The sequence below is a fragment of the Sphingomonas sp. genome (assembly GCF_039595165.1).
GTDB lineage: Bacteria > Pseudomonadota > Alphaproteobacteria > Sphingomonadales > Sphingomonadaceae > Sphingomonas.
On record NZ_JBCNMA010000111.1, the window covers coordinates 1 to 11,525 of the forward strand.

General features: G+C 68.0%; 13 protein-coding genes. 7 read left to right on the forward strand and 6 right to left on the reverse strand.

Features of this window, described 5'->3' with window-relative positions; all coding sequences use genetic code 11:
- The 3 genes from rpsK to rplQ all read left to right on the forward strand — a co-directional run.
- A partial coding sequence (gene rpsK / locus ABDV68_RS15240; RefSeq protein WP_343520955.1) for a 30S ribosomal protein S11 occupies window positions 1-370 on the forward strand: 370 nt, incomplete at its 5' end.
- Window positions 371-473: 103 nt separating this feature from the next.
- Complete coding sequence (locus ABDV68_RS15245; RefSeq protein ID WP_343520956.1) at window positions 474-1,541, forward strand: DNA-directed RNA polymerase subunit alpha; 1,068 nt, start codon at window positions 474-476, stop codon at window positions 1,539-1,541.
- 253 nt (window positions 1,542-1,794) lie between these two features.
- On the forward strand, window positions 1,795-2,217 hold the full coding sequence (rplQ, locus tag ABDV68_RS15250; protein WP_265115994.1) for a 50S ribosomal protein L17: 423 nt from the start codon (window positions 1,795-1,797) through the stop codon (window positions 2,215-2,217).
- 56 nt (window positions 2,218-2,273) lie between these two features.
- Here rplQ and ABDV68_RS15255 read toward each other — a convergent pair whose 3' ends face one another.
- Window positions 2,274-2,642, reverse strand: a complete 369-nt coding sequence (locus ABDV68_RS15255) for a hypothetical protein (RefSeq protein ID WP_343520957.1) — start codon at window positions 2,640-2,642, stop codon at window positions 2,274-2,276.
- Between the two features lie 391 nt (window positions 2,643-3,033).
- Between ABDV68_RS15255 and ABDV68_RS15260 the strand changes: the two genes are divergently transcribed.
- Window positions 3,034-5,103: a prolyl oligopeptidase family serine peptidase gene (locus tag ABDV68_RS15260; protein ID WP_343520966.1), complete on the forward strand. Its 2,070-nt coding sequence runs from the start codon at window positions 3,034-3,036 to the stop codon at window positions 5,101-5,103.
- Between the two features lie 78 nt (window positions 5,104-5,181).
- Window positions 5,182-6,369, forward strand: a complete 1,188-nt coding sequence (locus ABDV68_RS15265; protein ID WP_343520958.1) for a dipeptidase — start codon at window positions 5,182-5,184, stop codon at window positions 6,367-6,369.
- A gap of 308 nt (window positions 6,370-6,677) precedes the next feature.
- Here ABDV68_RS15265 and ABDV68_RS15270 read toward each other — a convergent pair whose 3' ends face one another.
- Window positions 6,678-7,310: a peptidylprolyl isomerase gene (locus ABDV68_RS15270; RefSeq protein ID WP_343520959.1), complete on the reverse strand. Its 633-nt coding sequence runs from the start codon at window positions 7,308-7,310 to the stop codon at window positions 6,678-6,680.
- Window positions 7,311-7,474: 164 nt separating this feature from the next.
- Here ABDV68_RS15270 and trxB point away from each other — a divergent pair, with 164 nt between their 5' ends.
- Window positions 7,475-8,446, forward strand: coding sequence for a thioredoxin-disulfide reductase (gene trxB / locus ABDV68_RS15275; RefSeq protein WP_343520960.1), 972 nt, complete (start codon window positions 7,475-7,477; stop codon window positions 8,444-8,446).
- 6 nt (window positions 8,447-8,452) lie between these two features.
- Here trxB and ABDV68_RS15280 read toward each other — a convergent pair whose 3' ends face one another.
- From ABDV68_RS15280 to ABDV68_RS15295, 4 genes are all read right to left on the reverse strand, one after another.
- Window positions 8,453-9,316 (reverse strand): 2-dehydropantoate 2-reductase, encoded by an 864-nt coding sequence (locus tag ABDV68_RS15280; protein WP_343520961.1) that lies wholly within the window; start codon window positions 9,314-9,316, stop codon window positions 8,453-8,455.
- Between the two features lie 15 nt (window positions 9,317-9,331).
- Window positions 9,332-10,129 (reverse strand): hydrolase 1, exosortase A system-associated, encoded by a 798-nt coding sequence (locus ABDV68_RS15285; protein WP_343520962.1) that lies wholly within the window; start codon window positions 10,127-10,129, stop codon window positions 9,332-9,334.
- Complete coding sequence (locus ABDV68_RS15290; RefSeq protein ID WP_343520963.1) at window positions 10,117-10,740, reverse strand: hypothetical protein; 624 nt, start codon at window positions 10,738-10,740, stop codon at window positions 10,117-10,119. Before ABDV68_RS15290 ends, ABDV68_RS15285 begins: the two co-directional genes overlap by 13 nt.
- A 74-nt stretch (window positions 10,741-10,814) precedes the next feature.
- A complete protein-coding gene (locus ABDV68_RS15295; protein ID WP_343520964.1) occupies window positions 10,815-11,087 on the reverse strand; it encodes a phosphopantetheine-binding protein in 273 nt (90 codons plus the stop codon).
- Between the two features lie 121 nt (window positions 11,088-11,208).
- On the opposite strand from ABDV68_RS15295, the gene ABDV68_RS15300 reads away from it, so the two are divergent.
- A partial coding sequence (locus ABDV68_RS15300; protein ID WP_343520965.1) for an AMP-binding protein occupies window positions 11,209-11,525 on the forward strand: 317 nt, incomplete at its 3' end.

The window sequence follows — 11,525 nt, forward strand, 5'->3', positions numbered from 1 at the left end:
TCTTCGCCGTCGCGAACGCAAGAACATCACCGCCGGCGTCGCCCATGTGAACGCCAGCTTCAACAACACCATGATCACGATCACGGACGCCCAGGGCAATGCGATCAGCTGGTCATCGGCCGGCATGATGGGCTTCAAGGGCTCGCGCAAGTCGACTCCCTACGCCGCGCAGGTCGCCGCCGAGGACGCGGGCCGCAAGGCCGCCGAGCACGGCGTCCGCACGCTCGAGGTCGAGGTCAAGGGCCCGGGTTCGGGCCGCGAGAGCGCGCTGCGCGCGCTCCAGGCGGTCGGCTTCCAGATCACGTCGATCCGTGACGTGACCTCGATCCCGCACAACGGTGTGCGCCCGTCGAAGCGTCGCCGCGTCTGATTTGCCTTTCCGTTTCGCTCGCGGATCCGGGGTGCCGGGTCCGGGGCGGGACGGCTCCAATCCTGGCAGGATAGCCCCGTCCTGCCCAACCCAGGGGAAGCCCGTGTCTGTCAATGCAAAGAACTGGCAGGAACTGAAGAAGCCGAACGGCCTTGAGAAAAAGGGCGGTGACGGCAAGCGCAAGGCGACCTTCGTCGCCGAGCCGCTGGAGCGCGGTTTCGGCCTGACGCTCGGCAACGCGCTGCGCCGCGTGCTGCTCTCGTCGCTGCAGGGCGCCGCGGTCACTTCGATCAAGATCGAGAATGTGCTGCACGAGTTCTCGAGCCTCGCCGGCGTGCGCGAGGACGTGACCGACCTCGTGCTCAACGTGAAGCAGATCGCGCTCAAGATGCAGGGCGAGGGCGCCAAGCGCCTCCAGCTCAGCGCCACCGGCCCGGCCGAGGTCAAGGCCGGCGACATCGCCGTGTCGGGCGACATCGAGGTGATGAACCCCGATCTGGTGCTGTGCCACCTCGACGACGGTGCGACGCTCAACATGGAGCTGACCGCGGACACCGGCAAGGGCTATGTCCCCGCCGCCGCCAACCGTCCGGCCGACGCGCCGATCGGCCTGATCCCGGTCGACGCGCTCTACTCGCCGGTGCGCCAGGTCTCGTACAAGGTCGAGAACACTCGCGTCGGGCAGGAGCTCGATTACGACAAGCTCAGCCTGTCGATCGAGACCGACGGCACTGTGACCCCGGAGGACGCGCTCGCCTATGCCGCGCGCATCCTGCAGGACCAGCTCGCACTGTTCGTCCACTTCGACGATTCGGCGATCACCCGCTCGGCTCCGATCGGCGTCGCCGCTCCGGCCGCTGGCGCGGGCGAGGCGGGTACGGGCGACACCGCGACGATCAACCGCTATCTGCTCAAGAAGGTGGATGAGCTCGAACTGTCGGTGCGTTCGGCCAACTGCCTCAAGAACGACAACATCATTTATATCGGCGATCTGGTCCAGAAGACCGAGGCCGAGATGCTGCGCACCCCGAACTTCGGCCGCAAGTCCCTGAACGAGATCAAGGAAGTGCTGTCGTCGATGGGCCTGCGCCTCGGCATGGAAATCCCGGGCTGGCCGCCTGAGAATATCGAAGAGATGGCCAAGAAGCTCGAGCAGGAGATCATGGGCTAAGTCGCACCGGGTTAGCGAAGCTAACCCGGAGACGACGCCAGTCCGGCCAGCGGGCCGAAGGTTCCGTCTGACGACGCGGCGTTGCCGCGGCGGGCCTGCCATCCCCGTCGCCCCAGCGAAGGCTGGGGCCTCGTGTGGCAAGGGCTCGAGAGACCCCAGCTTTCGCCGGGGTGACGGTTTTTTGGTGGCTCACCGTCCCACCAGGCTTGGGGTTCCGTAAGACGGCCCCCTGACGAACTGGAAGGAAATACCCATGCGCCATAAGTACGGCGGCCGTAAGCTTCAGCGCACCTCGGCCCATCGCGCCGCGCTGTTCCGCAACATGTCGGCCGCGCTGATCAAGCACGAGCAGATCACCACCACCGTCGCCAAGGCGAAGGAGCTTCGCCCCTATGTCGAGAAGCTGGTGACGCTGGCCAAGAAGGGCGGCCTGTCGAACCGCCGTCTCGCCCATGCCCGCCTGCTCGACGATGCGCAGCTGGTGAAGCTGTTCGACGTGCTCGCGTCGCGCTACGCCGACCGCAACGGCGGCTACACCCGCATCATCAAGGCCGGCCCGCGCGCTTCGGACGCGTCGCCGATGGCGATCATCGAGTTCGTCGATCGCGACGTCTCGGCCAAGGGCCAGGATTCGGGCCCGGTGATGACCGACGAGGATTTCGACGAAGCAGCCTGATCGGCGCTCGTCGCGAGACAGGGGAGGGCGGTCGCACGACGGTGCGGCCGCCTTTTCTATTCGCAGCGTCCGGTGAGGCCTTTTCCCGCGCGATACTGCACCTGGCGCGGCAGGAACTCGGGGAAGCGGCAGGCGAACCAGTGGATCCGCCGCGCGCCGCGGAAGATCGCCGGCGCCGTGCCATTGGGCTTGAGATCGTAGCTGCCGACCTGGCCTCTCGCGCAATCGAAGAACAGGTGGGTGTCCCGCACCGGTGGCCCGACCACGCACATATAGGCGACGACGCGATAGTCGCAGCGATTGCGCAACGTTCCCAGGATCCCCTCGCTGGTGGTGGCGGATGCGACGCAGGCATTCGCGTTCGCCGGGGCGGCGGGTGCCGCCTGCAGCAGCAGCGGAGCGATCAGGGCGAGCACGACGGTCATCCTCGCATCCTGCACAATGTGCCGGGTCGAAGCCAACGTTGCGGGCCCGAAAGAATAACTGCGCTTCGGTGCGCGGCGCGGCTTCCCATCTTCCGGTCCGACACAGGGTTTCGAGGGCGAAATGAAGACGAACAGGCAATCGAGCGTGAGCGGGGTGGTGGCGATCGGCTTCGCCACCCTGCCGCTCGTCGTGATCGGCTGGGCGAGCTACACGACGGCGCTGTCCCCCTTCGCCTGAACGGATCGCGTGAACGCTTGACCGCACGCCCTGCGGCAATAGGGTGCGACGCTTCCGTCTCAGGAGATACCAATGCGCCGCGCGCCGCTTCTCGCTCTCCCGCTGCTCTTCGCCGCACCCATCGCTCACGCCAGTCCGGAGTCGCCGACCACGATGCCCGCCCCGATCGCCTATCCCGAGACCAAGCGAGTCGATGTGACCGAGGAGGCGTTCGGCCAGAAGGTCGCCGACCCCTTCCGCTGGCTCGAGAACGACGTGCGCAACGACAAGGAGGTCGCGGCGTGGGTCGAGGCGCAGAACAAGGTCACCGACGCCTATCTTGCGACGCTGCCCGGCCGCGACGTCTTCAAGACGCGCATCAAGCAGCTGTTCGACTATGAGCGCTTCGGCGTGCCGACGCGCAAGGGCGGCCGCTACTTCTACAGCCATAATAGCGGCCTGCAGAACCAGGCGGTACTGTGGGTGCGCGACAGCCTCGACGCGCCGGGCCGCGTCCTGATCGACCCCAATGGCTGGGCCAAGGACGGCGCGACCGCGCTGTCGGAGTGGGTTCCGTCGGAGGACGGCAAGCTGCTCGTCTACGGCATCCAGGATGGCGGCACCGACTGGCGCACGGTCAAGGTGCTCGACGTCGCCACCGGCAAGGTGCTGGACGACGAGGTCAAATGGATGAAGTTCAGCAACCTCGCCTGGGCGAAGGACGGCTCGGGCTTCTATTACAGCCGCTTCCCCGCGCCCGCCGAAGGCCAGGCGTTCCAGCAGCTCAACGAGAACCAGTCGGTCTATTTCCACAAGATCGGCACGCCGCAGAGCGCGGACACGCTGATCTACGCGACTCCCGAGACCCCGCGGCGCGGCCATTTCGCGCAGGTCACGGACGATGGCAACTGGCTGGTGATCACCACCAGCGAAGGCACTGACGATCGGTTCGAGATCACCCTGCTCGACCTCAAGACCCCGAACGCCAAGCCGCGCAAGCTGATCGCGGGCCTCGAGAACAACTGGAGCCTCGCCGGCAATGTCGGCACGCGCTTCTTCTGGACGACCAACAAGGGCGCGCCCAAGATCAAGCTGGTGACGATGGACGTCGCGCAGGCGAACCCGGTCGCCACCGACCTGATCCCCGAGGATACGGCGACGCTGGAGGGCGCCGGCATCGTCGGCGGACAGCTGTTCGTCAGCTACATGGTCGACGCCAAGGACGAGATGCGCCGCTATTCGCTCGACGGCAAGCTGCTCGGCAAGGTCGCGACGCCCGGCATCGGCAGCGTCGCCGGCTTCAGCGGCGATCCCGACGAAAGCGAGGCCTTCTACGCCTTCACCAGCTTCAACATGCCGACCACCGTCTATCGCTATGACGTGAAGACCGGCGAGGCCAAGGCCTGGGCGCAGCCCAAGGTGGCGTTCGATCCGGCGAAGTACAGCGTCGAGCAGCGCTTCTTCGCCTCGAAGGACGGCACCAGGGTGCCGATGTTCATCGTCAAGCGGAAGGACGTGACCGGCCCGGCGCCGACGCTGTTGTGGGGCTATGGCGGGTTCAACGTCAGCTACGGCCCGGCCTTCTCGGCCGCGCGGCTGGCGTGGATGGAGCAGGGCGGGGTGTTCGTCCTCGCCAACATCCGCGGCGGCGGCGAGTATGGCAAGGCGTGGCACGACGGCGGCCGCCTCGCCAACAAGCAGAACGTGTTCGACGACTTCATCGGCGCGGGCGAGTATCTGATCGCGCAGGGCATCACGAAGAAGGACGGCCTTGCCATCCAGGGCGGCTCCAACGGCGGCCTGCTGGTGGGCGCGGTGGTCAACCAGCGGCCCGACCTGTTCGCCGCGGCGCTGCCGGCGGTGGGCGTGATGGACATGCTGCGCTTCGACCGCTGGACCGCCGGCCGCTATTGGGTCGACGACTATGGCTATCCGTCGAAGGAAGCCGACTGGAAGGTGCTGCGCGCCTATTCGCCGTACCACAACATCCACGCCGGCAAGGCCTATCCGGCGATCCTCGCCACTACCGCCGACACCGACGATCGTGTGGTGCCCGGCCATACCTTCAAATATACCGCCGCGCTGCAGGCGGCGGATATCGGCCCCAAGCCGCATCTCGTCCGCATCGAGACGCGCGCCGGTCATGGCTCGGGCAAGCCGACCGACAAGGTGATCGAGGAGACTTCCGACCTGTGGGCGTTCGCCGCCAAATGGACGGGGCTCGACGTCAAGCCGATCAACTAAGCCCGGCCCCAAGCACGGCCTTGCGCTGACGCGGCCAATCGATAGGCTCCGTTCACTTTCCCGTGGACGGAGCCTTCGATGCGTCTGATCGCCTTGCCTTTTCTAGCCCTCGCGGCCGCGAGCTGCTCATCCTCGGTCGCGCAGCCGGCGGAGACGCCGCAGGCGCTGCACAAGCGGCTGCTGACGCTCGACACACATCTCGACACGCCGGTGTGGTTCTCCAACCCGAATTGGCGGTTCGGCGACACGCATGACTGGCGCACCGACCTCGCCCAGGTCGATCTCGGCCGGATGGACGCCGCGCTCGATGGCGGAATGTTCGTCGTCTACACGCGCCAGGGGCCGGTGACGCCGCAGGGCTTCGCCGAAGCCAGGGCGTTCGCGCTCAAGCGGCTCGACGAGATCCACCGGACGATGGCGGCCTATCCCAACCGGATCGAGCTGGTGACGACGGCGGATCAGGCGATCCGCGCCGACAAGGCGGGGCTGCGCTTCGCCTTCATCAGCATCGAGAACAGCTACCCGCTGGGCGAGGACCTGTCGCTGCTGTCCGAGTTCTACCGCCGCGGGGTGCGCATGGCGGGGCCGGTGCATTCCAAGGACAACCAGCTCGGGGATTCGGCGACAGGGACCGCGACGTGGAAGGGGCTGTCGCCGCTCGGCCGCAAATGGGTCGCCGAGATGAACCGGCTCGGCATGGTGATCGACGGCAGCCATTCCTCCGACGCGGCGTTCGACCAGATGCTCGAGCTCAGCAAGGCGCCGATCATCCTGTCGCATTCGGGACCGAAGGCGATGTGGGACCACAACCGCAATATCGACGATGCGCGCATCCGCCGGCTCGCCGCGAAGGGCGGGGCGGTATGCATGAACAGCGTGTTCCTGACCAAGATGAACTACACGCCCGAGCGCAACCGCCTGTCGGACCTTGCCGACAACATCGCCAGGCTTTCGCCCCAGCAGCAGGCCAAGCTCACCGCCGACATCCGCAAGCTCGACGAGGTGGCCCCGGTACAGGACACCGACTTCGAGAATTTCATGCACAACCTGCTCTACCTGCTCAAGGTCGCCGGGCCGGACCATGTCTGCATGGGCGCCGATTGGGACGGTGGCGGCGGCGTGCGCGGATTCGAGGACATCACCGCGCTGCCCAAGGTCACCGAGCGGCTGCTCGCGGCCGGCTATTCGGAGCGGGACATCGCCAAGATCTGGTCGGGCAACGTGCTGCGTATCCTGCGCGCCGCGGATGCTGCGAAGGGGAGGTGAGCGACGCGCGATTTGCGCACCGCCGACCGTGGAAGTTTACACAAGGTTTACACTATCGGCCTGGGTTTGGCTGGAGCCTAAGCGATTGCTGCCGGCGATGAGAAAGAGCGGGCGCGTAACGCGCTAGGATGGAACGTTTGCAGAACAAATCCAACATTGCAAGCGGTTCGTCCGTCACCCCGGCCTTGTGCCGGGGGCCACGGCGCCGCACCGGTCGCCCCTTGAGCCTCTGTCCAACGCCCGCCTCCCAGTGGACCCCGGCACAAGGCCGGGGTGACGATCGGCGTGCGGGTGGATGACGGAGCGATCTACGGCACGCGGCGGACGCTCAGTATCTTGACCTTGGGCTCGAGCATTTGGCCCTTCATCACGCCCTCGCCCTTGATGGGCGAGGTGGGGGAATCGAGGATCTTCCAGATCACGTCCATCCCCTCGACCACCTTGCCGAACGCGGCATAGCCGAGATTGTCGCCGGGCGCCGAGGGATTGGCGTCGAGCGAGGTCTGGTCCCCGACGCTGATCGTGAACTCGCCGCGCGCGGTGCCCGGCGCCAGGCGAGCGGTGGAGATCGCGCCGTTCACGTGCTTGACGCCGGTCTGGGTGGTCGGCTCATGCTTGATCGGCGGGAGCGCGCGCTTGGGATCGCCCTCGATCCCGAACTGCACGAAGCCGAATTTGTCGGCGACCTTGACCGTCCGGTAGAAGGCGATGCCGTCGAGCCTTTTCTGGTCGGCATAGCGCAGGAAGTTGCGTGCGGTGATCGGCGCGCGCTCGGTCTCGAGCTCCAGCACGACGCGGCCGAGGCTGGTCTCGATCGCCACCTTCTGCGTCGCCGGCTTAGGCGCGGGCGCCGTCGCCGGTGCGGTGACGGGCGCCGTCGCCGTCTGGGCGAGCGCGGCGGCGGGGAGCAAGAGAGCGGCGAGCAGGGTGCGGCGGATCATCATGACGCCAGCTTTGCCCAAGCAGCGGGCGGCTTCAACCGGCTTTCGTCCACAACAGAATCGCTTTGCTGGCGCGTGGGCGGCCGCCACCCATGTTGCCATTGGCGGCGCCGTCCCCCTAGATGCGGCGCCGCTACGCTATTTCGGGGCCAACAGGACTGACGATGACCGCCACTCACTCGACCCGCATGCTGATCCTCGGTTCCGGCCCGGCCGGCCTCAGCGCCGCCATCTACGGCGCGCGCGCCGGGCTCGCGCCGATCGTGGTGCAGGGCATCCAGCCGGGCGGGCAGCTGATGACCACCACCGATGTCGAGAATTATCCCGGCTTCCGCGAGGTGATCCAGGGACCCTGGCTGATGCAGGAGATGCAAGCCCAGGCCGAGCATGTCGGCGCGCAGATGATGTACGACACGATCGTCGAGGTCGACCTGACCCAGCGGCCGTTCCGCATGGTCGGCGACGGCGGCACCGTCTATCTCGGCGACACGCTGGTGATCGCGACCGGCGCGCAGGCCAAGTGGCTGGGGCTCGACAGCGAGGAGGCGATGAAGGGCAAGGGCGCGAGCGCCTGCGCGACCTGCGACGGCTTCTTCTACCGCGGCAAGAAGGTCGCGGTGATCGGCGGCGGCAACACCGCGGTCGAGGAGGCGCTGTACCTCACCAACCACAGCCATGACGTCACGCTGATCCACCGCCGCGACACGCTGCGCGCCGAGAAGATCCTGCAGCAGCGGCTGTTCGCCAATCCCAAGATCAAGACCTTGTGGAACAAGGAAGTCGTCGAGTTCGTCGGCGGCGGCGATCCCGAGGGGCTGGTCGGGCTCAAGCTCAAGGACACGGTGACCGGCGAGCTCTCCGACATCGATGTCGAGGGCGGCTTCGTCGCGATCGGCCACCATCCCGCGACCGAGCTGTTCCGCGGGCATCTGAAGCTCGACAGCGACAGCTATATCGAGGTCGAGACGGGCACCACGCGCACCAGCGTGCCGGGTGTGTTCGCGTGCGGCGACGTGATGGACAAGGTCTATCGCCAGGCGATCACCGCGGCGGGGACGGGGTGCATGGCCGCGCTGGATGCCGAGCGCTTCCTGGCCGAGGCCGATTTCGAGGCGGTCGCCGAAGCGGCGGAGTGAGCGCGCTCAGCTCGCGCGTATGATCGCCGCCGCCATGCGGTTGAGTGGGGCGTCGATGCCGTGGCGGGCGCCGAGCCGGACGATCACTTCGTTGCGGGCGTCGATCTCGGTCTCGCGGCCGGCGAGGCGGTCGGCGTGGATCGAGTTGATCGAGTCCGCCGGACCCGAGCGATAGCCCTCGATCACGCGGTCGGCGATCTCGTCCTCGAGCGCTGCGCCCTCCGCGCGGCCCACCGCGATGCATTCGCGCACCAGTCCGCGCATAAGTTCGGCGATCTCGGGATCATTCGCAATGCCGGCGGGCTTCAGGGTCAACGCGCTGACCACGCCGGCGCAGTTGATCGCTAGCTTGGCCCAGGCGGCGGTCAACCAGTCCGCGGTCAGGCGCAGCTCGATCGGGATGGCGGCGAACAGGGCGGCGAAGGCCTCGCTGGCGGGGCCGGCGGGGATGGTGAGGCTGCCGGTGCGGCGCTGGACGACCTCGCCGGGCGTGCTGCGTTCCGCGGGGATGTCGACGACCACGGGGACGATCCGGTCGGAGTCGAGCTGCGGGAAGCGCGAGAGATGCTCGACGCCGTTCTGCAGGATCGCCACGCGCGTGCCGTCATGAAGCAACCGGTCGAGCCAGCGTGACGCGCCCGCCGCGTCATAGGTCTTGGTCGCGACGATCACCCAGTCGACCGGCGTGGCCTGCGCGGGATCGGTCAGCAAGGCGGGGCAGCTCTCCAGATCGCCGTCCGGCGTGCGCACGCGCAGGCGTTCGAACGGGGTGCGCGCGCATAATGCGACATCGAGCGCCGGGTCGGCGATCAGCCAGGCCGCGATGGTCGCGCCGATCGCGCCCGTGCCGACGACTGCGATCCTGGTCATGTAAGGCTCCGGATATCAGGTTTCGAGCGCCGTCAGCACGCGTTGCATCAGCCAGGCCTTGTCGGCGGGGCGGGCGAAGCTGTGGCTGTCGGTGTCGCAGGTGTCGAGAGTGCAGCGCGTGCGAGCGGTTGCGAAGGGCTCGCCCTTCCAATGGTCGGCGAAGGCGAGGGCGGTGTTGTCGGCCCGTGCGAGCAGGATCGTGACGGGAATCCGCGTGGCGGCAAGGGCGGCGGCAAGGCGCGCCGGGAGACCGGCCGGTGCTTGCGACGATTTGGCAGATACCTTCAGCAAGCCACTGACAAGTTTCCGGATATTCACGCCTCCGGTGACCAGGCGGAGCAGCTCGCGCGGGTTCTTGAGCTTCTCGATATAGCGCGAGCGGATCGCCGCCGCGGGCGGCAGGTCGTCGGTCGCCTCGATCGTCCACGGGTTGGTGAGGACGAGGGCGTCGATGCCGGTGTTCGCCTGGAACAGGATGAGGGCGCTGGCGGCGTCGCAATTGCCGAAGGCGACGATGCGAATGAGCTGCGGTGCTTCGCGGCGGAAGGCGGCGACAGCTTCGCGGAGATCATCAGAAGTGGACTCGAAGCCGTTGTTTTCGCCCGTGGAATCGCCGATGCCGCGCCGATCGTAGCGGAACACCGGATGGCCCGCGGCTGCGACGCTGGCCGCAAGCTCGGCCATGCCGCGGTGCGCGCCGATGCGGATCTCGTTGCCGCCCGAGACGATCAGCAGCCCGGTGGTGCCCGGTGCCTCGTCGAGCGTCGCGGCGAGGGTCTCCCCCGCGCATCGGAAGCTGGTCAGGCGGCGCATGTCGCGATCCAGGCGGCGATGTCGTCGGCGACGCATTCGGCGAAGGCGATGTCGTTGTCGGGCTCGGCGCGGCGCCAGAGCGGGCTGCCGGCGAGCTTGGCGTCGGCAGGCCTGGCCTCGGTTTCGAGACGGACGGTGCGCACGGCTTCGGTGGACGGCGTTGCGATGGCGAGTTCCGCGAGGAACGCCGGGGCGATCAGGTTGCCGGCCAGCTCGACCGGCTCGGTGGCGGTGTCGAGCGAGGCGGGGTCGAACGCATCGCCCGCCTCGCGGGACGAGGCCTGACGCGCCCGGACCAGCTCGCGGCGGAGATCGGCGCCCGCCATCGGCGAGAGCTGGTAGCGGCCCGCGACCGCGGCCTGCGCGTCGAGCAGCGCCCCGCTGCGGATGGCGAGAGTGAAAACGGGCGGGATCAGGCTGGCGACGGCGGCCGCGAATGCCGCGCGCAGCTTGGTCAGGTCCGTGGAACGCGTCGGCACGAGGCTCTCGCCTTGCCCCGGCAGGTCGGGCAGCGCCCCCGCGATGCCCCGCTCGGCCAGCGCGCGCAGGATCGTCACCGTGAAGGCGCGGGTGCGGTTGGCTTCCTCGAACAGCGGGAGCGCGGCGATCACGACTGGCCCATCGGGCGGCCCGAAGCGAAGCATCGCCTCGCGGCCGCCGGGCCAGTCGTAATGGCCGAAGGCGATCAGGTCAGCGCCTTGGCGGCGGCGAAGCGGGCGAGCGCGCCGAACGTCTCGAGCATGTCGCCGTCGACCTCGTCATCCTCGATGACGATGCCGAGGCGATCCTCGATCTCGGTGAGCACCCCGGCGACCGCCATCGAATCGAGCTCGGGCAGCGCGCCGAACAGCGGCGTCGCCTCCTCGAACGCGGCCGCGCGCTCGGCGCTGATCCCGAGAACGTCGCGCAGCACGCCGCGCACGGTTTCCTCGACCTCGTGAAATCCTTCCGGCTGCAACGTGCTTCCCCCTGCTATTTTTCTGTCCCGTTACCGGTTGCCGGCGAGGCTGCCAAGTGCTGCACCTGCTAACATGTCAAACGGCACTGTATCGTTAACCGATGCGGGGTAAGGAGGCGCCATGGTGGAACTCGACCCGACCCCGCGCCCGATCGACGCGCTGCCCGGCATGGGAAATCCCGAGGATGTGGCGCTCGAGGACCGGGCGGGCGCGCTGACCTTTGCCGAGCTCGAGGCCGCGGTGGGCGCGCTGGCGCGCTGGCTGCGCGCCCAGGGCTTCGAACCCGGCGCGCGCGTCGCGACCTGGTTGCCCAAGACTCGGCTCGCCTGCCTGATGCCGCTCGCGGCGGCGCGCGCCGGGCTGGTGCACGTGCCGGTCAACCCGGTGCTCAAGCGCACGCAGGTCGCGCATATCCTGGCCGACAGCGGCGCCGCGCT

What these genes read in the sequence shown, in the direction of transcription:
- ABDV68_RS15255 (WP_343520957.1), bottom strand. Translation starts at nt 2,642, where the DNA reads ATGACCGTCGTGCTCGCCCTGATCGCTCCGCTGCTGCTGCAGGCGGCA.
- trxB (WP_343520960.1), top strand. Translation starts at nt 7,475, where the DNA reads ATGACCGCCACTCACTCGACCCGCATGCTGATCCTCGGTTCCGGCCCG.
- ABDV68_RS15270 (WP_343520959.1), bottom strand. Translation starts at nt 7,310, where the DNA reads ATGATCCGCCGCACCCTGCTCGCCGCTCTCTTGCTCCCCGCCGCCGCG.
- rplQ (WP_265115994.1), top strand. Translation starts at nt 1,795, where the DNA reads ATGCGCCATAAGTACGGCGGCCGTAAGCTTCAGCGCACCTCGGCCCAT.
- ABDV68_RS15285 (WP_343520962.1), bottom strand. Translation starts at nt 10,129, where the DNA reads ATGCGCCGCCTGACCAGCTTCCGATGCGCGGGGGAGACCCTCGCCGCG.
- ABDV68_RS15265 (WP_343520958.1), top strand. Translation starts at nt 5,182, where the DNA reads ATGCGTCTGATCGCCTTGCCTTTTCTAGCCCTCGCGGCCGCGAGCTGC.
- ABDV68_RS15280 (WP_343520961.1), bottom strand. Translation starts at nt 9,316, where the DNA reads ATGACCAGGATCGCAGTCGTCGGCACGGGCGCGATCGGCGCGACCATC.
- ABDV68_RS15260 (WP_343520966.1), top strand. Translation starts at nt 3,034, where the DNA reads ATGCCCGCCCCGATCGCCTATCCCGAGACCAAGCGAGTCGATGTGACC.